Source organism: Stenotrophomonas sp. 1L-E-5-B-C3 (genome assembly GCF_057292075.1).
On record NZ_JBXAWS010000011.1, the window covers coordinates 129,654 to 150,778 of the forward strand.

Sequence of the window (21,125 nt, forward strand, 5' to 3'; positions counted from 1 at the left end):
GAAGCCGAGCATGGGCTCGGCTCTACAGAGATCGCGCGGCGGGTTACTTCTCCCGCCGCCAGTTGATCGACCCACGGTTTTCCACCGTGCTCGATTCCACTTCCACGTCGAAGCCACGACGCAGCAGGTACTTCAGCGTGATCACCGAACCGGCACCGACCAGCGACACGCCGTAGCCGACGTACAGCTTGGGCGAGATGTACTTGCCGACACCGATCACCGAGCCACCCAGCGCGCGCGACTGGCTCACGCCGGCATCGTCCAGGCCCAGCTTGGCGCCCAGCTGCGAGGCCAGCAGGCCGCTGCCGGCCGACAATGCCGCCGAGGCCGCATTGACCTGCTGGGTCTGGTCGCTGCTGGCACCGGTCAGGCTGCGCCCCAGCACCAGGTAACCCAGTGCCTCGGACTGCGACATCGCCGGCTCGGACCACACATCCGCACGCGGCTGCTGCGCCCGCCCGGTCACGTCGATGCCCGCGGTGACATCACCAATCCGGCGCTCGGCGCGGATGTTGATGCGCGGGTCGGAGACCGCGTTGTAGTTCCACGTGAGGTTGCCGCGGGTAATGGTCAGATCCTGGCCATAGGCCTTGTAGCGACCACTCACTTCCAGCCCGCCATTGGCGGTCATCTCGCGACCGGGCTTGGCCCAGACCTGCATCTTGCCGGTCAGCGCGCCCTTCAGGCCGAAGCCGGTCATCTTCACCTTGTCGCCGAGGCTGACGGTCAGCTCCATGTCCAGCGGCGAGGTGCGCGACTCTTCCGGATCGGCCGGATCCAGCACCACCACGTCTTCGGACACCGAGGTGCCACGGTCCAGGCGCTCCAGGTCGATGTCGGCCTCGGGCACGTGGACCACGCCACGCAGCTCCATCGCCGCCTTGGCCAGGGTGAAATCGAGGTTGGGATTGGCGACGATGCGCAGTTCGCTGGTGTTGGACAGCAGCACGTTCTCGCCGTGGATCTTCAGCTGCAGCGGCTGCGCATCACCGAACCAGGACAGGCCACCGTCGACATACAGCGTGCCCTTGCCCGAGTTGGCCTGCGCGGTGATCTTGGCCGAACCGTCGGGCTGGGCGACGAAGCTGCCCTTGCCCTGGTCGAAGGTCAGGCCCAAGGCCGGGAACTCGCCCTTGAAGTTGCTCAGCTGTGCATCACCGCCCAGCGAGGGTTGGCCACGGGTTCCGCGCAGGCTGACGTGGCCTTCGATCAGGCCGGTCGGACGCACGATGTCCGGCGAGAACAGCTCCAGCCAGTACAGCCGCGACATGTTGAGGTAGAGCTCGCCGTTCAACGGCGCGCTGGCTTCCCAGCCGGTCTGCATCTTCGCATCGACGAAGCCGTTGCCCTGGAAGCCCATGCCCAGGTAGCCCTTGATGCTGGCCGGGGTCATGTCGAGCTTGAGCGAGAACTGGTCGTAGCGCACCAGTTCGCCACGGGTGGTGTCGCCCACCGTGTTGCGGTTCTCGCCCAGGCGCACGCCGCCTTCCTTCGAGCGCACTTCCACATGGCCTTCCCAGGCGTTGCCGCGCGGGCGGATCTGCGCGTCCAGGCTGACATCGCCACGCAGGTAGATGCGGCGGCCGGACTGCGGCGGCAACCACGGCTGCACCAGCGCCAGCGGCAGCGCATCACTGCGCACCACCAGGCCCTCACGCGGCCAGTTGGCCTGGGCGCACAAGGCACCGCTGCTGGCAGCAGCCAGGCAGGCTTCGCCCAGCGTGTAGTTGCTGCCGTTGATCGCGAACGCCGCCGGTGCACGCAGCGACCAGGCATCGCCCTTCACCGGTGTGATGCGCAGCGCGGCCAGCTCGCCACGCCACTGCGCGCCCTGCTGGCGGATGCTGCCCTGCAGTTCGACCGCGCCCAGCTCGTTGCGGGTCTGCGCGGCCAGGCGCAGGTTGGAGACACTGCCCTGCGCGTCGATGTTCAGCCGCTCCAGCAGCATGCCGGCATTGACCTGCTGGCCCTGGATCGCCAGCGTGCCGCTGTCGCCCCGCCACGGCAGCCGGCCCTTGATGCTCACGCTCTCGGCGCCGTAGCCATCCCAGTTGAGATTGTTGCCGACCAGGTCGGCGGTGATGTCCGGCGCATCGCGCGGGCCCTTCACCTGTACCTGGCCACGCAGGCCACCATCGGCACCCGGCAGCAGGTCACTGAGCTGCAGCGGCTCGAAGCGCGCGTCGATGTCGAGGCGATCGCCGACCTTGCCCGAAGCGGTCACCCGGCTGCTGCCCAGCGACAGTTTCAGATCGCCCTGGCCCTGCTCGCCCTGCAGCGCGAACTTGCCCTGCGCATCAAGATTGCGCTGGCGCAGGATGCCCTTCAGCGACGGCAGGTCCACCGTGGCTTCCAGCGTGCCGGCAGTGCCCGGCGGCGCGTTGGCCGGCGGTGGCAGCTGGCGCCCCTTGGAGGCCAGATTGCCGGACAGGCGCCCGTCCCAGCCTGGCGCGAAGTAGCCTGGGTCGAAAGCCTTCAGCGTGGCCTTCGCATCCCAGTCCAGCTGCGGTGCCCAGGCCACCTTGCCTTCCACCTGCAGCTGACCGCCCGGGGTCTGCGCCTGCAGTTCGCGGATCTCAGCAGCCTGATCATTGCCACGCACGTCGAAGCGCAGCTGCGCTTTCTGCTTTTCGCGCTCGACATCGGCACGGCCGATCGCCGCCCAGGCCTTCAGGGTACCGGCCAGGCCAAAACGTGCTTCCTTCAGGGTCACCGGTACCGGCGCACTGCCGGCGGTGTTCGGATCCGCTGCCGGCACGTAGGTCAGGTCATGCGCGACCACCGAGAAGTTGAGCTTCTGCTGGTCTTCCTGGCTGAAATCGGCGGTACCTTCCAAGCGCGCTTCGCCACCGAAGCCCTTCACCAGCAGCGGCGAGACCTTCAACACCTGGTCCTGCAGCGATACCACCGACGGTGCCAGCTCCAGTTCCTGATCGCCCTGCTTCACCTTGCCGCGCAGGTTGGCGTTGCCACCCTTGCCGGCGGCGGTGAAGTCCAGCGCCAGCGGGGCAATTGCCGAACCCGCCAGTGCCGGTGACAGCAGCGCCAGATCCAGCTCGTCGCTGCGCACGCTGGCGCTCCAGCTCGGATCGGTACGGCCATCGAACACCAGCATCGCGTGCAGCGGCTTCGGCGCACGCCCGGCCACCGCCACCTCCATGTGCGACAGGTCGCCGCGCGCGACCAGGCCGATCGTGGCGGCAGTGCGGCCACGTGGCGCCGGCAGCACCGCAGTGACGGTCACATCGGTGTCGTAGTCCTTGGCCGGGATGTAGCGGCCCTGGGCAGTGAAATTGCCCATGTCGCTGTCCACCACCAGCTTGTGTGCCTGGAACTCGCCATTGGCGATCTCGATGCCGCCGCGCACGCGGCTGATGTCGATCACCGGCTCGTTGGCCTGGCTGATGCGGAAGCCGTCGATGGCGATGGCATCGGCCTGGATCGCCAGCGGCATTTCGATCTGCGGCAGCGAATCGGGCCACGACGGCAGCTTGAACGGCTCGTCGCTCTTGGCCAGGTTCAACGTCGCGTTGGTCAGTTCCAGCTTGTCCAGCAGCAGCTTGCGGCCCAGCAGCGGGCGCAGGTCCGGCTCCAGGTGTGCACGCTCGGCATGGAAATGGATGTCGTCGTAGCGGAAGTCGACGTTGTACAGGGTCAGCGGGCCGGCCACCGGGCCGTCCACCTTGTCCCAGGTGAAGCTGGCGCCCACCGGCAGCCGCGCCACCACCTGTGCCAGCAGCACATCGCGTCCGGCCACGGTCTGCAGCAGCCAGTACACCGCCAGCAGGGCCAGCAGCACCAGGCCGACCACGCCGGCGCCGGACCACGCCCAGAAGCGGCGGCGGCGGTAGAAGCGCACGCGCGGCGGCGGCGTGTTCGGGGTCGGTGCGGGCGTGCTCACAGGTCCGCTCCGATGTTCAGGTACAGCTGGAACTGCGAATCCGGGTTGTTCAGGCCATGCGCGATATCCACGCGCACCGGCCCCACCGGCGACTTCCAGCGCACGCCGAAGCCAACGCCGGTGTGCAGATCGATGGTGTTGTCGAAGGCGCTGCCGGTATCGACGAACACCGCCGCGCCCCACGGACCGCCATTGAAGTAGTGCTCGTATTCGGCCGAGCCGATCACCAGGTTCTTGGCACCCAGCGCGTATTTGTCTGGTGCCGGGGTCCGCGGTCCGACTTCGCGATAGGCGTAGCCGCGGATGCTGCGGTCGCCACCGGCGAAGTAGCGCAGGCTGGGCGGCATCGCCACCAGATCGCTGGTCCAGGTGGTGCCACCTTCGCCGCGCAGGATCAGGCGGTTGCTTTCACCCACCGGGATGTACCAGCGCAGCACGGCGTTGGCCTGCACGAAGCTGGTATCCGAGCCGGCGCCCTCGACGCCGGCACGCATTGTCGCGGTACCGCTGATGCCCTTGCGCGGGAACATTTCGTCGTCGACGTTGACGTAGTCGGCCACCATCTGCGGGTAGACCAGCGTCGAGGTGTTGTAGACCGCGTCGGTGAACTCGGTACCCGAGGCATAGCGCCAGCGCTCACGCAGCGCGTTGATCGAGGCGATCGCGGTCCAGTGCTCGTTGATCTCGCCGCTGCGGCTGGCGATCAGCTTGAAGTTGCGCAGGTCGATGTAATCGGTCTGCTCGTCATAGGCACTGGCTGCGAAGGTGTACCAGCCATCAAGCCACTTGAAGGCGGGAATACGGTAGCTGGTGACCAGGCTCTTGCGCCTCTGTGCATAGTCCAGCTGCGTGTTCATCTTGTGGCCGCGGTTGTTCAGCCACCGCCGCTCGATGCCACCGCGCACACCCGGGCCACTCTCGCTGCCGTAGCTCAGGCCGGCGGTGTAGATGGTGCGCTTGGCGCGGGTCAGCTTCACGTCCACCGGCACATCGCCGTTCTCGTCGGCCTGGTCCGGCCGCGGCTGGATGTCGATCACGCTGAAATAGTCCAGCTTGGTCAGCGACTCGCGCAGCCGGTCCAGCTTGCCCTCGTGGAAGTAACTGCCCTGGTCCCAGTAGACCAGCGGGTCGAACAGCTTGTCGACGAAGTAGTCCTGCTCGAAACGCACCGGGCCCATGTTGTAGCGGCGGCCGCTGTCCCAGGTCAGGTCGATGTCGGCAGCGTTGTCGGCACGGGTGATCTGCACCTGGCGCTGGGTGTAGTCGGCGTCGAAGTAACCGCGCTCGGCCAGGCGGCGGGTGACGGTGATCTTGCTGGCCTCGTACTGGGTATGCACGAAGCGCTGGCCCTTGCGCGGCTTGAACTTGGCCAGGTCGTCCTGCAGGTACTGGTCGTACATCGCCGGGCCGGTGATGTCGATGTGCTCGCGGCGCACGGTCACCGGGGTGCCCTTGTCGACATGGATCAGCACGCGTACGTGCTCGTCCTCGCGCGGCGCCTCGACCTTGATCACCGGGTTGTAGTACCCGAACGGCTCCAGCGCCTGGCGGGTCTGCCGCTCGGCCTGGGACAGCAGGTACTCCAGGCGCGATTCGCCCTGTTCCTTGCCGATCGTGTCGTACAGCGACAGCGATTCCTGGATGTTCTCGATGATTGCGGCGTCGTCGCCCTTGTCCAATCCCTTGATGTCCACCTTGTCGATGGTGCCGCGCGCATGGGCCACGGAGGTGGCGGCCAGCGTCAGGACCATCAGCGGCAGGGCGTATTTCTTTGGCTGCATGCGGCACAGCATACCGACCGGAGGTGACGATGCGAAATGCATCACGTCATTGGGGATCGGTTGTTAAGTGGCGGTCAAAATACGCGCCTTTGTGGCGATCATCGTGATCGCAGGGGAGGATGCCGGCATCGTGCCCGATGCCGGCAATGACCCCGATGGACATCCGCCGGCGATTGGGTGCGCGGGGCAATGCCGGCCAGCGGCCGGCACTACCGATACCGGCATCAGCTCGACAGATGCTCGATCGCCGCCACCTTGCCCAGGCGCTCGCCCAGCATCGTCAGCAGCGCAAGACGATTGCCACGCAGCGCCAGATCGTCCGCATTGACCATCACCCCGTCGAAGAACGCATCGACCTGCGGACGCAGGCGCGCCAGGCGTGCCAGCACGGCCACGTAGTCCTTCTGGTGCAGGCTGGTGCCGGTGTCGTCGATGGCCGCGGTGACCGCTTCGGCCAGCGCTCGCTCGGCGTCTTCCTGCAGCAGCGCCGGGTCGATCTGGCCCGGAATGTCGCCTTCGGCCTTGCGCAGGATGTTGCGGATGCGCTTGTTGGCCGCAGCCAGCGCCTCGGCTTCCGGCAACGCGGCAAACGTGCCAATTGCGTCAAGGCGACGATCGAAGTCATACAGCGAAGCCGGCTTCAGCTCGGCCACGGCGTTGAAGTGCGTGGCCGGCACGCCCTTGTCGCTGTAGTAGCCCTTCAGGCGGTCGAGGATGAAGTCGTATAGCTCACCCACGTCGGCCTGCACATTGCGCGCGATCAGGCCGGTGTTGGCGCTGGCCAGCAGCGCGCGCAGGTCCAGCTCGAAGCCGCTTTCGATGATCGTGCGGGCCAGGCCCAGCGCATTGCGGCGCAGCGCGAACGGGTCCTTGTTGCCGGTCGGCTTCAGGCCAGCGGCGAAACCACCGGCCAGCGTGTCGACACGTTCAGCAATCGCCAGCACCTTGCCCAGCGGCGACAGTGCGATGTCGTCACCGCCGAAACGCGGCTGGTAGGCCTCGTCGATGGCCAGCGCCACCTCCTCCGCTTCGCCACCGGCCACGGCGTAGTGGCGGCCGGCGATGCCCTGCAGTTCCGGGAACTCGTTGACCATGCGCGACTGCAGGTCGTTCTTGGCCAACTGCGCGGCCCGCTTGGCCTGCGCGGCGTCGGCGCCGACCTGGGGGGCGATCACTTCGGCCAGGGCGGCCACGCGTGCCACCTTGTCGGCCACGCTGCCCAGCTTGGCCTGGTAGGTCACCGTCTTCAGGCCGTCACCCATCGACACCAGGCCCTGCTTCAGGTCCTCGTCGAAGAAGAACTTGGCATCGGCGAAGCGCGGGCGGATCACGCGCTCGTAGCCCTTGGCCACTTCGGCCACATCCTTCGATTCGATGTTGGCGATGCCGATGAACTTCTCTGTCAGCGTGCCGCTGTCATCCAGCACCGGGAAGAACTTCTGGTTGATCTCCATCGTTTCGATCAGCGCTTCCTGCGGCACCGCCAGGAACGCGCGCTCGAAGCTGCACAGCACTGCAGACGGCCACTCGACCAGGTTCACCACCTGCTCCAGGTTGTCGTCGGTGATGCGGGCGCTGCCACCGGCCTTGGCCGCGGCGGCCTCGACCTCGGCGACGATGCGCGCACGGCGTTCGCTCGGGTCGACCAGCACGAAGGCGGCGCGCAGGGCTTCAACGTAGTCCTGCGGCTGTGCCAGCGACACCGCCTGGTCGTGGTGGAAACGATGGCCACGGCTGACGCGACCGGCCTGCAGGCCGAACAACTCGGCTTCAACCACGTTGGCACCGTGCAGCAGCACCAGCCAATGCGCCGGGCGCGCAAAGCCCCAGGCGTGGTCGCCCCAGCGCATCGGCTTGGGAATCGGCATCGCCGCGATCGCCTCGCGCAGGATCTCCGGCAGCAGGCTGGCAGTGCTCGCGCCCGGGGTCACCGCGCGGTGCACGAAGCGCTCACCCTTGTTGTCGCTGGTCTTCTCCAGCGCGGTCCAATCGATCCCGGCCTTGGCGGCGAAGCCCTGCAGGGCCTTGGTCGGCAGGCCTTCGGCATCCAGCGCGATGTTCAGGTACGGGCCCAGCACTTCGCTGTGCTGTTCCGGCTGTTCCAGGCCAACGCCCGGCAGCAGCACGGCCAGGCGGCGCGGGGTCGACAGCGGGCGCGCATCGCCCAGTTCCAGTGCGACGCCGCGCTTGCGCAGGCCGTCGACAACGCCATCGAAGAAGGCCTGGGCCAGGCCCGGCAGCGCCTTGACCGGCAGCTCTTCGGTGCCCAGTTCGATCAGCAGGGGGGACAGTTGGCTCATCGTTTCAATCCTGTGGTGGGGGTGCAGCGCGCGACGCGTCCGGCGCCCCGGAGTAAGGGGGAGAGCGGCCGTCAGGCCTTCTTCGCGCCCGGGAAGCCCAGCTTCTCGCGCTGCTCGTAGTACGCCTTGGCCACCGCCTGGGCCAGCGCGCGCACGCGCAGGATGTAGCGCTGGCGCTCGGTCACGCTGATCGCGCGGCGCGCATCCAGCAGGTTGAAGGTGTGGCTGGCCTTCATCACCTGCTCGTAGGCCGGCAGCGGCAGGTTCACTTCCACCAGCTTCTGCGCTTCACGCTCGCAGGCATCGAAGCGGTGGAACATTTCTTCCACGTCGGCGTATTCGAAGTTGTAGGTGCTCTGCTCCACCTCGTTCTGGTGGTAGACGTCGCCGTAGGTCACCGGCTGGCCGTCCGGGCCGTAGGTCCAGACCAGGTCGTAGACGTTGTCGCAGTTCTGCAGGTACATGCACAGGCGCTCGAGACCGTAGGTGATCTCGCCCAGCACCGGGCGGCACTCCAGGCCACCAGCCTGCTGGAAGTAGGTGAACTGGGTCACCTCCATGCCGTTGAGCCAGACTTCCCAGCCCAGGCCCCAGGCGCCCAGCGTCGGCGATTCCCAGTTGTCCTCGACGAAACGCAGGTCGTGCACCAGCGGATCGATGCCCAGTGCCTTCAGCGAATCCAGGTACAGCTGCTGGATGTTGTCCGGCGCCGGCTTCATCGCCACCTGGTACTGGTAGTAGCGCTGCAGGCGGTTCGGGTTCTCGCCGTAGCGGCCGTCGGTCGGGCGGCGCGAGGGCTGCACGTAGGCCGCGTTCCAGCTCTCCGGACCGATCGCACGCAGGAAGGTGGCCGGGTGGAAGGTACCGGCGCCCACCTCCAGGTCGAGCGGCTGGATGAGCACGCAGCCCTGCTGGGCCCAGAACTGGTTCAGGGTCTGGATCAGGCCCTGGAAGGTGATCGGAACGGTCGGGGTCGCGGACATGCGGACGAGTCTTGGCCGGCAAGGGGGTGCGTTAGTATAACGGCCGACCTGCGGGGCATTCCGTACCCGGGAGGAGCAGGCAGATGGAACATCGGCTGCCGGTGGGCACGCCCGGCGAGGCTGGCCGCGTACCGCTGCCGTGGGGTCGCCTGCAGTTCGAGCAGATTGCCGCGGCCCTGATCGCCGATGACCTGGTGGCCGAGCAGGACCGCGAGCGCATGCGCTTTTCCGCGCAAGGCGCACGCAACGCCAGTGAAGTGCACCCGCTGGTGCTGCTGTCCAACCTCAAGCTGGCCGCCAACGGCGGTGGCGAACTGACCCTGGAGCGCCTCACCGAGTGGCTGGCGCAGCGCACCGGCAGCCGCTACCTGCGCATAGACCCGACCCGGGTCGACGTCGCCGCGGTCACCGCGCTGGTCTCCCATGCCTATGCGCGCCGCCACCGTTTCCTGCCGTTGGCGGTGGATGCCGAGCGCGTGCTGGTGGCCACCAGCGAGCCACTGGTGCAGGAATGGCGCCGCGACCTGCAGCACCTGACCCGCCGCCGCATCGAGCTGGCGGTGGTCAACCCGCTGGACCTGCACCGCTACACCATGGAGTTCTACGGGGTGACCCGTTCGGTGCGCGGCGCCCGTGGCGACGTGCGTGGCGAAGCCAATACCACCCTGCCCAGCTTCGAACAGCTGGTGGAGCTGGGCCGCACCGGCGACGTCAACGCCGACGACCAGCACATCGTGCATATCGTCGACTGGCTGCTGCAGTACGCCTACGAGCAGCGCGCGTCGGACATCCACCTGGAGCCGCGCCGCGAAATGGGGCGCATGCGCTTTCGCATCGACGGCGTGCTGCACAAGGTGTTCGAGGTACCGCCGGCGGTGATGACCGCGGTGGTCAGCCGCATCAAGGTGCTCGGCCGCATGGACCTGGCCGAACGCCGGCGCCCGCAGGATGGCCGCATCAAGACCCGTTCGCCGGGCGGCCGCGAGGTCGAGATGCGCCTGTCGACCATGCCCACCGCCTTCGGCGAGAAGTGCGTGATGCGCATCTTCGACCCGGATGCCGCCTTCAAGAGCATCGACCAGCTCGGTTTCAGCCCTCAGGAGGCGGCGGGCTGGAATGCACTGGTCGAACGCCCGCACGGCATCGTGCTGGTCACCGGCCCGACCGGCTCGGGCAAGACCACCACCCTGTATTCCACGCTGAAGCGGCTGGCCACGCCGGACGTGAATGTGTGCACGGTGGAGGACCCGATCGAGATGATCGCGCCCGAGTTCAACCAGATGCAGGTGCAGACCAACATCGACCTGGACTTCGCCAGCGGCGTGCGCACCCTGCTGCGGCAGGACCCGGACATCATCATGATCGGCGAGATCCGCGACCTGGAAACCGCGCAGATGGCGGTGCAGGCCTCGCTGACCGGCCATCTGGTGCTGTCCACCCTGCATACCAACGACGCGCCCTCGGCGGTCACCCGCCTGCTCGACCTGGGCGTGCCGCACTACCTGCTGGCCAGCACCATCAACGGCATCCTTGCCCAGCGCCTGGTGCGCACGCTGTGCCCGCACTGCAAGCAACCGCACAGCCTCGGCGCGGCCGATTGGGCGGTGCTGGCTGATAGCCATGCTGCATATCCAGATGCCGCCACGCCCTGTCGGCCGGTCGGTTGCCTGGAGTGCCGGCGCACCGGATTCCTCGGCCGCATCGGCCTGTATGAGTTGCTGCCATTGGGCTCGCGGCTGCGCGGGCAGATCCGCGCCGATATGGATCTGGCCGGTTTCACCCGCGCCGCGCGGGCTGAAGGGCTGCGAACCCTGCGTCAGGCCGGGCTTGAAAAGGTGGCGCAGGGGCTGACTACAATCGAGGAAGTCCTGTCAGTCCTGCCGCCCCCGGATGAACCCAGCCCCATTCCTGATCCTTGAAACCGGCCGCCCGGTGCCGTCACTGCGCCGCTACGGGCGCTTCCCGCACTGGATCCGCGTTGCCGCCGGGCTGGAAGAGCACGAGACGGTGGTGGTCGATGTCGAACACGGTGGTGACCTGCCCGACCCGCATGCCTTCGCCGGCGTGCTGGTGACCGGCTCGGCTGCCTTCGTCACCGACCATGCCGAATGGAGCGAACGCAGTGCGGCATGGCTGCGCCAGACCGCCCACGACGACCTGCCGGTATTCGGCATCTGCTACGGCCACCAGCTGCTGGCGCACGCGCTGGGTGGCGAGGTGGCCTACAACCCGGCCGGCCGCGAGTCCGGCACGATCGAGCTGGAACTGCAGCCGCAGGCCGCGCAGGACCCGTTGTTCCAGGGCCTGCCGCAGCATTTCGCCGCCCATGCCACCCACCTGCAGACGGTGCTGCGCGCGCCGGACGGTGCCGAGGTGCTGGCGCGCTCTCCGCTGGACGGCTGCCACGCCTTCCGCTGGGGGCGCCAGGCTTGGGGCGTGCAGTTCCATCCCGAGTTCGCCACCCACCACATGCGCGGCTACGTGCGTGCCCGCGCCGACTGCATCGGCCGCCACGGCGGCTGCGCCCGCAGCATCGAGCGTGCGGTCAGTGCCGCGCCGCTGGCCCGCCAGCTGTTGCGCCGCTTCGTCCGCCAGGCGCGGCTGTCTTCAGCCCAGCCGGCGACAAAACAGGGATAATCGGCGGCACGGGTGACTGCCCGGCCCCCTTTCTGTCCCTCCCGGATGTCCATGAAAGAGATTCGCAAGCTGCCGGCCTCGGCGGGCGCTCAATGGTTGCTCGATACGTTCTCCCTGTACCGGCGTGCGCCGCTGCAGCTGGCCCGGATCGGCCTGACCTGGCTGCTGGTGAGCTGGGTGGTGACCCTGCTGTCGACGCTGATTCCCGGTGCCGCCGGCATGGCCGTGCAGCTGATGACCCTGGCCATTTCGCCGATCATGTTCGGCGGCATGCTCTATGCCGTGGGCGAGATCGACGAAGGCCGCCCGGGCCTGGCCTCGCACCTGCTGCAGCCGATCCGCGACCACCGCGTCAGCCACCTGCTGGTGCCGCTGGCGATCCAGGTGCTGGCGGTGCTGCTGCTGGGCGCACTGTTGTTCATGATGATCGGCCGCGAGGGCTTCACCGCCTTCAGCGAGGTCATGACCAAGATGGAAGAAATCAGCCGCAGCGGCCAGCAGATCAAGCCGGACGACGCGGCCGCACTGGTCGCCAACCTGCCGGCCAAGCGCATCGCGCTGTGGATGCTGCTGGTGTTCCTGAGCGCGGTGGCGCTGTCGCTGGCGATGTTCACCCAGCCGGCGCTGGTGGTGTTCGACAAGCAGAGCGGCATGCACGCGCTGCGCCTGAGCCTGCAGGGCTGCATCGAGAACATCGGCGCGATGATCGTGTTCGCCGCGCTCGGCCTGATCGCCGCGTTCTGCATGTACATCCTGTTCGTGATCGTGATCCAGATCGCGATGCTGATCGGTGGCCCGCTGGCGGCGGCCTTCATCGCCCAGCTGGTGCTGACCACGGTGCTGATGCCGCTGTATGTCGGCGCGGTCTACGCTGCGTGGAAGCAGATGTTCGTGCACCGCGGCAGCCGCGCGGCCCCGCCGATTCCGACCACGCCGACCTCGAGCGACGTGTTCCACGCCTGACGACGGAAAAAGGGGACGGAGGGGATTAAGTCGTTTATGCCCAGTGTGTGCAGCTAACGACTTAATCCCCTCCGTCCCCTTTTTTTTTCTTTCAGGCGGCGGGTTTCTTCACTACCGACGACGGCACCAGCCAGCGTGCGGCGTGGATGCCCAGTTCGTAGAGCAGGCACATCGGGATCGCCAGCATCAGCTGCGAGACCACGTCCGGCGGGGTCAGCACCGCCGCCACCACGAAGATGCCGACGATCGCGTAACCGCGGCCTTCCTTGAACTGCTGCGGCGTCACCCAGCCCAGCAGCACCAGGATCACCATCGCCACCGGCAGTTCGAAACTGCCGCCGAAAGCGAAGAAGATCGCCAGCACGAAGTCCAGGTAGGCGTTCGCATCCGGAGTGATCGCGATCACGTCCGGGCTGAAGGTGGTCAGGAAGTGGAACACCGCCGGCAGCACCAGGAAGTAGGCGAAGGCACAGCCGGCGTAGAACAGCAGCACCGACGACACCAGCAACGGCACCGCCAGGCGCTTCTCGCGCGCGTACAGGCCCGGGGCGACGAACGCCCACAGCTGGTACAGCAGCCACGGCACCGCCACGAACAGGGCGACGAAGAAGGTCAGCTTCAGCGGGGCGAAGAAGGCGCCGGCGGGGTTGGTGGCGATCATCGTCTGCCCGTTCGGCAGCTGCGAGACCAGCGGTTCGGCCAAGGCGTTGTACAGCTTCTGGGTGAATGGCAGCAGGCCCAGCAGCACTACGCCCAGGCCCAGCAGCGCGCGTACCAGGCGTCCGCGCAGTTCCACCAGATGTTCGACCAGCGAGCTTTCGCCGAAGTCCTGTTCACTCATGGATGACGCTCCGTGCTCTGCGTCGGCGGCGTCGGGCCGGCTTCAGCGGACGTGGCAGGAACGGCCCCTGAAGAAACAACGCCTTCCGTAGCAGCCGTGGTCGAAACCGGTCCGCTGTCCTGTGCCGGCGCATCGGTCTCGGACGGCTGGCTCAGGTGTGGCGGCAGATCCGCCTGTGCGGGTGTACGCACCTCCTGCACAAGGTCATCGCCCTGCTGCTGCGCCTGCTGCGCTTCGCGGCGGATTGCTTCACCGCTGGCACGCAACTGGTTCTCGGTGTCCTGCATGCCCTGGCGCACGTCCTGCATCTGCCGCTTGATGTCCTCGGCCTGCAGTTCGCGCTCCAGTTCCTGTTTCACCGAATCCCACTGATTGCGGGCACGACGTACCCACAGGCCGGCAAAGCGGGCCGCCTTGGGCAGGCGCTCAGGACCGAGCACCACCAGGGCAACCACCGCAATCACCAGCAGTTCGCTGAAGCCGATATCAAACACCGCAACCGCTCCGGATCAGCGTGGGGTGCGGTCGTGCTCGTCCTGCGCGGTGCGCGAGGCATCCTGGCTGCGCGATTCATCGCCCAGCTGCGCGTTCGGCTTGTCCTCGTCGCGCATGCCCTTCTTGAATTCCTTGACCGCCGAACCGAGATCCTTGGCGCCGCTGGTCAGGCGCTTGGTGCCGAACACCAGCAGGACGATGGCCAGCACGACCAACCAATGCCAGATGCTGAAACTGCCCATAAAGACGCTCGTTACGTTAGTGATCAGGCTGTCGAGCATAGCGCACCGGGTGTTAGCCGGCGCGCGTGACGAAAGTCAGTTTCCGCCCAGCGTTTCCGTGCGGATTTCACCGTCGGTGACCGGCTGGAAGCCCTGCTGCTGCGGCGGCGGGGTCTGCGGCACGTTCTGCAGCGGCGCGGTGGTGGCTTCGGCCGGCGCTGCCTGAACAGGCGCCGGCGCGGCAGCCGGGGCGGCTGCCGGGCGCGGGGCGTTGCCGCCATTGCCGTTGCCGTTGCGGTTGTTGCGAGCGGCGTAAGTGGCCTCTTCCAGGCGGTCGCGGAAGGCGACCACATCCATCGACGGCGAACCCGCCGCACGGCCTTCGAAGATCATCCGCGGTGTGGTGTTGCTGCCGTAGGCGTCGAGGTTGGCGGCATCGTCGATCTGCAGCACCGCACCATCAAGAGCAACACCGGCGAACAGGCCCCGGGCGCGGGACCACGACCAGATCTCGGCCTTCAGCTGGCCGTCGGTCGCAGCAGCGGCATTGCGGCCAACCGGGCCCGCCGCGACACCGGCATCGGCGCCAAGGGTGAACTTGCCGTTGACCAGATTGTCCAGGCTGCGGTCGTTGCGGAACACCAGCACCACGTCGGAGGACTGCACACCGGCCTGGAAGCCGATGCTGCCACCGGTAAGCTTGATGAACACCGGGTTGGACCAGGCGCCGTTGGGCATGCGTACCGACATCAGGCCATGCCCACGGCGACCACCAATGACCAGACCGGCCTTGATCGTGTCGGGAATGACGATGACGGCGCGGCCTTCGTCCAGCAATTTGTCAGGAATACCCTGTTCAGGGATTCCCTGGATTTCGGCCAGCACGCGTACCGCATTGCGGGCGCGCTGGTCTTCCTGCGGTCCGGCCATGGCCTGGCTGGACAGCAGAGTGGCGGCGATCAGCAGGGCTTGGATCGGGCGACGCATGGCAGGCTCCAGAAGTCAGTCCATAGGAAGATATAGCAAGTGACTGAAATTAATAGTGTTGCCATGAATCGCCAATGAGCGTTGCCCACTCACATTGACGTGGGCTATGCCTGCAATCCGAACCCTGCATCCCGGCGCGGCATCGGATCGGCGACAATAGCCACCATGCTCGACGCACCCGATACCGCCGTGTTGGCGGTCAACCTAGGCACGCCCGAGACGCCGACGGCTCCTGCCGTACGCCGTTACCTGGCTGAATTCCTGTCCGACCCCCGCGTGGTCTCGATCCCGGCGCTGCTGTGGCAGCCGCTGCTGCGTGGCCTGATCCTGCCGCTGCGCAGCAGCCGTTCGGCGGCCAAGTACGCCCAGGTCTGGCTGCCCGACGGCTCACCGTTGATGGTGTACACCCGCCAGCTGGCGCAGGCCATGCAGGCGCTGCTGCCGTCGCTGACGGTACGCCATGCGATGCGCTACGGTGAACCGGCGCTGGGCAGCGAGCTCGACCGCCTGGCCGCCGAAGGCGCGCGCCGCATCGTGGTGCTGCCGCTGTATCCGCAGTACTCGACCACCACAACCGCCTCGGTCGAAGACCGTGTCGATGCCTGGCAGCGCCGCAACCCGGGCGTGACCGTCAGCCTGGTCCGCGACTATTCGGTCGATCCGGGCTGGGTCGAGGCGGTTGCCGGCTCCATCCGGCGCTACTGGGAGCAGCATGGCCGCGGCCAGACGCTGATGTTCTCCTTCCATGGCATCCCACAGCGCCTGGCCGATGGCGGTGACCCGTATCCGCAGCGCTGCGAGGCCAGTGCACGTGCCATCGCCAATGCACTGGGCCTGGCCAGCGACGAGTGGCAGCTCGGCTACCAGTCGCGCTTCGGCCGCGAACGCTGGCTGCAGCCGTACGCCGAGCCCAGCCTGTGGGCGCTGGCCGAATCCGGCGTGAAGCAGATCGACGTGGTCTGCCCGGGTTTCGCCACCGACTGCCTGGAAACATTGGAAGAAGTAGAGATGGGTTTCACCGAAACGCTGGCCGAACGCGGCGCGACGATGCGCTACATCCCCTGCCTCAACGCCGAACCGGATCACGCGCGTGCGCTGGCACGGCTGGCCGTGGCGTCACTGGCATGAGCCTGCAGCCGTTTGAGCTCGAGGTGGGTGGCACCCGCGTCGCCGGCCTGCGCAACCACGGCGACGGCCCGCGTGTGCTGGCCCTGCATGGCTGGCTCGACAACGCGGCCAGCTTCATGCCGCTGGCACCCCATCTGTCATCGTTGCAGCTGGTGGCGATCGACCTGCCCGGCCATGGCCACAGCGCGCATCTGCCGGCCGGTGCCAGCTACACCACCGCAGCCGCGATCTGCCACGTGCTCGATGTCGCCGATGCGCTGGGCTGGGACCGCTTCACCCTGCTCGGCCATTCGATGGGCGCCGGCATCGCCAGCCTCACCGCGTCGGTCAGCGACCGTATCGAACGGCTGGTGGCGATCGAAGCACTCGGTGGCCTGCGCGGGCCCGAGGAAGAAACCGCCAACCGCCTGCGCGAGCATGTGAATGCCACCCGTGGCCTGGCCCGCAAGCAGCTGCGTGTATTTCCCGACCTGGCCGCACCGATCCGCGCGCGGATGATGACCAACCAGCTCAGCGAAGGCTGCGCACGGCTGCTGGTCGAACGCGGCGTCGAACCCGTGGAAGGCGGCTACCGCTGGTGCAGTGATCCACGCCTGATGCTGCCCACCGCGATCCGCCTCAGCGAAGGCCAGATCGACAACCTGCTGCAGGCCATCGCCTGCCCGACACAGGTGATCTATGCCACGCCGGCACAGTCCTACTATCCGGAGCCGATGCGTAGTGATCGCCTGCGGCACCTGCGTGATGGACGGCTGGCGGTGTTTCCCGGCAACCACCACCTGCACATGGAAGACCCGGCACGGATCGCCGAAGTGATCCTGCGCTTCTTCAACAACGACAACGCCAGCTGAGTCCGGACCGGCGCGCACTTCACTCTGCGCGCCTGCGGCCGATACACCAGTTGCGGGCCCCTGCGCCCGCGGCACGCGGGCCCGGTCGGGCCTGCGGCGTGTGTCTGGTTCTGCAAGGAAGTCCACATGCCCGCTTTACTGCACCGTCACCCACAGGATGGGGTCACGGCGCGCCGTCGCTGCGGCGTTGATCGCGTCGCATTCCCCCAATTCCCGGTCCATGCCATGACCACGCCGTTGCGCGTGCACCAGGGCGTGGCCGTTGTTGTTTGTTGATCCAGGAGTCGCCGATGTCCATTGCATCTTCCCGCCCCCCCGATACCGCCCGCCGGCCCCATCTGCAGCAGCTCGCGCGCAGTGCTGATCGTCGCCTTCTGCTTGGCAGTGCGGCCCTGGCCGTGGCCGGCCTGCTGCTGGCTGTGCGCGGCCCGCAGGTGCTGAGCGCCTCGTTGGCCGCCGTCGCGGTATTGCCTGCCGTGTGGCTTGCTGGCCCGCAGGCGGGTCAGGCCATCGCCCGCAATGGCCTGGCGCTGCTGTTGTCACTGCAGTTGACGCTGTTGTGTGCGATCACCGGTCTGTCGCCGGCGCTGCCGATTGCACTGCTGCTGGGCGCGCTGCTGGGTCATCTCTATCGCCTGCCGGTGTGGTTGGCCGGTGGTGTCGGCACGCTCGCACTGCTGGCGCCGATGCTGGATGGCGCTGCGGTGCTGCCGACCGTGCTGCCGGCCGCCCTGCTGGCCGGCCTGACCCTGTTCCTTGGCCAGGTCGCGCTGCGCCTGCGCCAGCAGACCGAAGCCCTCGGCCACGGTCCACGCCGACTGGCCGCGCTCGCGCGTGATATCGCCACCGGCGCCGATCTCGGTGCACACACGGACACGAGCGCCTATGCCCCGGGCTCGCTGGCGCACGCGCTGGCCGATACCGCCCGCCACGTGCAGGCGCAGCGCGGCCGCGAAGCAGAGGCCAATGCCGAGAACGCACAGATCCGCCAGGCACTGGATGCATCGCGCACGGCAATGATGATTGCCGACAATGATCACGTGATCCGCTACGTGAACCGCTCGGTGGTGGCCCTGCTGCGCAACCAGCAGGCCACCCTGCGCCAGGCGTTTCCCGATTTCGACGCCGAACGCCTGGTTGGCAGCAGCATCCATCGCTTCCATGCCAACCCTGACCGCATCCGCGCCATCCTCAACGGCCTGCAGGTGACCCACAACGGCAAGGTGCAGATCGGCCCGGTGCACTTCGCACAGGTAGTCACCCCGGTGTTCGACGCGCAGGGCGCGCGGCTGGGCTTCGCCGTGGAGTGGCACGACCGCACCCATGAGCTGGCCCTGGAAAACGCAGTTGCCGGCATCGTCGCTGCAGCTGCCGCGGGTGATCTCGATCAGCGCCTGCAGGCCAGCGAGGGCGCCAGCTTCCTGGATGGGCTGACCGGTGGCATCAATCAGCTGCTCGATACCTTGGGCGGCACTATCGATGAAGTGCGGCAGATGCTTTCGGCCCTGGCCAACGGTGATCTCGACCGGCGCATGCACGGTGAATACCACGGTGCCTTCGCTGCGATCCAGCGCGACGCCAATGCCACCGCCGGGCAGTTGGCGCGGATGGTCGGCCACATCCAGCAATGCGCGGCGTCGATCAGCACCGCAGCCAGCGAGATTGCCGCCGGCAACGGCGCGCTGTCCGAACGCAGCGAGCGTCAGGCCGCGCACCTGCAGGAAACCGCGGCATCGATGGAGGAACTGACGGCCACGGTGCGCCAGAACGCCGCCCACGCGCGGGAAGCCAGTACGTTGGCGGCCGCCACGCAGAGCGCGGCCAGCGACGGCAACGCCGCGATGCAGCAGGTGGTCGACACCATGCAGGCCATCGAGGGCGCGTCGAAGCGGATCGGCGACATCACCGGCGTCATCGACGGTATCGCCTTCCAGACCAATATCCTGGCACTGAACGCCGCGGTGGAAGCAGCACGGGCCGGCGAGCAGGGCCGCGGCTTTGCCGTGGTCGCCATCGAGGTTCGCGTCCTGGCACAACGTTCGGCTGCTGCAGCCCAGGAGATCAAGAAGCTGATCGACGAAGCAGGTCGCCAGGTCGGCGACGGTGCACAGCAGGTGGCCGACGCCGGCCAGCGCATGCAGGGCATCGTGGGCGGCGTGGAGAACGTCAGTCACCTGATGCGTGAGATATCGGCCGCCTCCCAGGAGCAGTCGATCGGTATCGAACAGATCAACCAGACCGTGGTGCAGATGGACCAGGCAACCCAGCAGAACGCTGCGCTGGTGGAGGAAGCGACCGCCGCGGCGCGCGAGCTGCAGTCGCAGGCCGGAACGCTGACCGAAGCGGTATCGGTGTTCCGCCAGCAGGCTCCGCAGGGGATTGCCCTGGTCGCCTGATCGCGACCAACAACGTGATCTGATGAGGACGGCGCCCGCAGGGCGCCGTTTTTTTGCGTGTTCTGCGTGACGGGTCAGGAAAAGACGGTTGCCGGAGTAGCTGGATCCGCCTGCGCCGGCTACCACTGGTAGTTGCCAACCTTGGTTGGCGCCGCTCTTCGCGGGAACCACGCGTGGCGTGGATCTTATCTCTTGCCGATCTGGCACCTTGGGTGCCGAGAGCCCGGCGTGGGCGACCGTGTGGATCCAGGTCTTGCGACCGAGAAGTAGCTTGGGTCCCCACGCCGGATTCTCCCTGAACCGCCCGAACAGTTGGTTGAGTTGGCGCTCGAACTGATAAGACTGGGCAAGCGGGGAGAGCTCTCGACCCTGTCAGCCTAGCGGAGTTCTGCCATGTTTGGGATCGGGATCGATGTGAGCAAAGCCACGCTGGATGTGGCCGTCCATGGAGAGCAGTTTCGCCAATTCAGCAACGACAAGCGCGGCTTTGTGCGCTTGATTCGGTGGCTGAAGACGTGGCCGATCAAACAGGTCGTTCTTGAGGCAAGCGGGGGTTACGAGCGTGCTGCTCTGGATGTATTGCACGCCGCTGGCCTGCCGATGGTGCGAATCAACCCGGCGCGTGCACGGCGATTTGCCCAAGGCACGGGCCGTGCCGCCAAGACCGATCGGCTCGATGCGACAGTGCTGGCGCAGATGGCCCATTTGTTGCCGCTGACCCGCTACGTACCACCTGCTCCTTGGCAGCAGCGTCTGGCTGAATTTGCGCAATGCCGCAGGCATCTGGTGCAGATGCGGGTCAGTGAGATGCAGCGCTTGCGGCGATTGGTCGATCCGGATCTGATTGCGATGAAGCAACGCTATATAGCTCAGCTATCTGACGACCTGAAGCAACTGGATAAAGCTATTGCCGAGCAGCTTGAGGGACAGCCTGGCTGGAAGAATATCGGCGCGCTCAAAGGCGTCGGCCCCATCCTGATCAGCACACTGGCCTGCGAGTTGCCCGAACTGGGCAGCTTGGGAAGCAAAGCCATAGCATCGCTGGTGGGGTTGGCCCCGATGAACCGCGAAAGTGGCACCTGGCAGGGCCAACGGCGGATCAGTGGTGGGCGCGCGGTGGTACGCGAAGCCCTTTACATGGCGGCCCTGACGGCCATCCGGTACGAGCCAAGACTGCGCGCGTTTTACGCTGGCCTGAAGGCCAAGGGCAAAGCGAGCAAGGTGGCGCTCGTGGCGGTCATGCGCAAAATGCTGGTGATCCTCAACGCCCGTAAGCGGGACGCCGAGGTGGCCCTCGGCTGCCCCTGACAAGACAGTTGCTACTGCCGGTCAGCCTGCCGTGGGTCGCTGCCAACCTTGGTTGGCGCCGATGTTCCGCACCGGAACGCATTCGCCCGCAGCGTGGATCTACAGGTAGTGCCGGCCGCTGGCCGGCAGCTTTATCCCTGCGCTCTGCGCCGAAGGCGCAATCCCGCATCGGAAGATAATCCCCGAATCATTATCCGGGACACAAAGAAAAACCCCGCTGCGTGAGCAGCGGGGTTTTGGGTATAAACCCTGGCGATGACCTACTCTCGCATGGCTTAGGCCACACTACCATCGGCGCAGCTACGTTTCACTTCCGAGTTCGGGATGGGATCG

15 protein-coding genes and 1 rRNA gene are annotated in these 21,125 nt (G+C 67.0%); 7 read left to right on the top strand and 9 right to left on the bottom strand.

Annotated features, from left to right (window positions below; genetic code table 11):
• Positions 1-43: 43 nt before the first annotated feature.
• The 4 genes from AC0Z6F_RS15005 to glyQ all read right to left on the bottom strand — a co-directional run bounded on the left by AC0Z6F_RS15005 (position 44) and on the right by glyQ (position 8,965).
• Complete coding sequence (locus AC0Z6F_RS15005; protein WP_485617557.1) at positions 44-3,901, bottom strand: translocation/assembly module TamB domain-containing protein; 3,858 nt, start codon at positions 3,899-3,901, stop codon at positions 44-46.
• Entirely contained in the window at positions 3,898-5,694 is a 1,797-nt protein-coding gene (locus tag AC0Z6F_RS15010) for an autotransporter assembly complex protein TamA (protein ID WP_012512516.1), read from the bottom strand. Before AC0Z6F_RS15010 ends, AC0Z6F_RS15005 begins: the two co-directional genes overlap by 4 nt.
• 212 nt (positions 5,695-5,906) lie before the next feature.
• Positions 5,907-7,982: a glycine--tRNA ligase subunit beta gene (gene glyS / locus AC0Z6F_RS15015; RefSeq protein WP_100435498.1), complete on the bottom strand. Its 2,076-nt coding sequence runs from the start codon at positions 7,980-7,982 to the stop codon at positions 5,907-5,909.
• A 71-nt stretch (positions 7,983-8,053) separates the two neighbouring features.
• Positions 8,054-8,965: a glycine--tRNA ligase subunit alpha gene (gene glyQ / locus AC0Z6F_RS15020; protein WP_006403404.1), complete on the bottom strand. Its 912-nt coding sequence runs from the start codon at positions 8,963-8,965 to the stop codon at positions 8,054-8,056.
• Between the two features lie 83 nt (positions 8,966-9,048).
• On the opposite strand from glyQ, the gene AC0Z6F_RS15025 reads away from it, so the two are divergent.
• Genes AC0Z6F_RS15025 through AC0Z6F_RS15035 form a run of 3 tightly spaced genes read left to right on the top strand, consistent with a single transcriptional unit; the run spans position 9,049 to position 12,565 of the window.
• The gene (locus AC0Z6F_RS15025) at positions 9,049-10,884 is read left to right on the top strand and encodes a GspE/PulE family protein (RefSeq protein WP_197582063.1); all 1,836 of its coding nucleotides are present in this window, start codon (positions 9,049-9,051) and stop codon (positions 10,882-10,884) included.
• Positions 10,856-11,602: a glutamine amidotransferase gene (locus AC0Z6F_RS15030; protein WP_012512519.1), complete on the top strand. Its 747-nt coding sequence runs from the start codon at positions 10,856-10,858 to the stop codon at positions 11,600-11,602. The genes AC0Z6F_RS15025 and AC0Z6F_RS15030 overlap by 29 nt, the downstream gene beginning before the upstream one ends.
• A gap of 51 nt (positions 11,603-11,653) precedes the next feature.
• Positions 11,654-12,565 carry a BPSS1780 family membrane protein gene (locus AC0Z6F_RS15035; protein ID WP_032973889.1) on the top strand — a complete coding sequence of 304 codons (912 nt, stop codon included), beginning with the start codon at positions 11,654-11,656 and terminating at the stop codon, positions 12,563-12,565.
• A gap of 91 nt (positions 12,566-12,656) precedes the next feature.
• Here the strand turns inward: AC0Z6F_RS15035 and tatC are convergent, their stop codons facing one another.
• From tatC to AC0Z6F_RS15055, 4 genes are all read right to left on the bottom strand, one after another.
• The gene (gene tatC / locus AC0Z6F_RS15040; RefSeq protein ID WP_006403544.1) at positions 12,657-13,406 is read right to left on the bottom strand and encodes a twin-arginine translocase subunit TatC; all 750 of its coding nucleotides are present in this window, start codon (positions 13,404-13,406) and stop codon (positions 12,657-12,659) included.
• Positions 13,403-13,900 (bottom strand): Sec-independent protein translocase protein TatB, encoded by a 498-nt coding sequence (gene tatB, locus AC0Z6F_RS15045; RefSeq protein WP_006403547.1) that lies wholly within the window; start codon positions 13,898-13,900, stop codon positions 13,403-13,405. The genes tatC and tatB overlap by 4 nt, the downstream gene beginning before the upstream one ends.
• A 15-nt stretch (positions 13,901-13,915) precedes the next feature.
• Positions 13,916-14,143 carry a Sec-independent protein translocase subunit TatA gene (tatA, locus tag AC0Z6F_RS15050; protein WP_012512521.1) on the bottom strand — a complete coding sequence of 76 codons (228 nt, stop codon included), beginning with the start codon at positions 14,141-14,143 and terminating at the stop codon, positions 13,916-13,918.
• Between the two features lie 75 nt (positions 14,144-14,218).
• Positions 14,219-15,109 (bottom strand): lipid-binding SYLF domain-containing protein, encoded by an 891-nt coding sequence (locus AC0Z6F_RS15055; protein WP_485617561.1) that lies wholly within the window; start codon positions 15,107-15,109, stop codon positions 14,219-14,221.
• A gap of 165 nt (positions 15,110-15,274) precedes the next feature.
• Between AC0Z6F_RS15055 and hemH the strand changes: the two genes are divergently transcribed.
• The 4 genes from hemH to AC0Z6F_RS15075 all read left to right on the top strand — a co-directional run bounded on the left by hemH (position 15,275) and on the right by AC0Z6F_RS15075 (position 20,792).
• Positions 15,275-16,237, top strand: a complete 963-nt coding sequence (gene hemH, locus AC0Z6F_RS15060) for a ferrochelatase (protein ID WP_006403552.1) — start codon at positions 15,275-15,277, stop codon at positions 16,235-16,237.
• Entirely contained in the window at positions 16,234-17,088 is an 855-nt protein-coding gene (locus AC0Z6F_RS15065) for an alpha/beta fold hydrolase (RefSeq protein WP_100435501.1), read from the top strand. The genes hemH and AC0Z6F_RS15065 overlap by 4 nt, the downstream gene beginning before the upstream one ends.
• Positions 17,089-17,378: 290 nt before the next feature.
• Positions 17,379-19,484: a methyl-accepting chemotaxis protein gene (locus AC0Z6F_RS15070; RefSeq protein ID WP_485617564.1), complete on the top strand. Its 2,106-nt coding sequence runs from the start codon at positions 17,379-17,381 to the stop codon at positions 19,482-19,484.
• A gap of 393 nt (positions 19,485-19,877) precedes the next feature.
• Positions 19,878-20,792 carry an IS110-like element ISStma6 family transposase gene (locus tag AC0Z6F_RS15075; protein WP_057493177.1) on the top strand — a complete coding sequence of 305 codons (915 nt, stop codon included), beginning with the start codon at positions 19,878-19,880 and terminating at the stop codon, positions 20,790-20,792.
• A gap of 247 nt (positions 20,793-21,039) precedes the next feature.
• Here AC0Z6F_RS15075 and rrf read toward each other — a convergent pair.
• A 5S ribosomal RNA gene (rrf, locus tag AC0Z6F_RS15080) occupies positions 21,040-21,125 on the bottom strand; the annotation flags it as partial.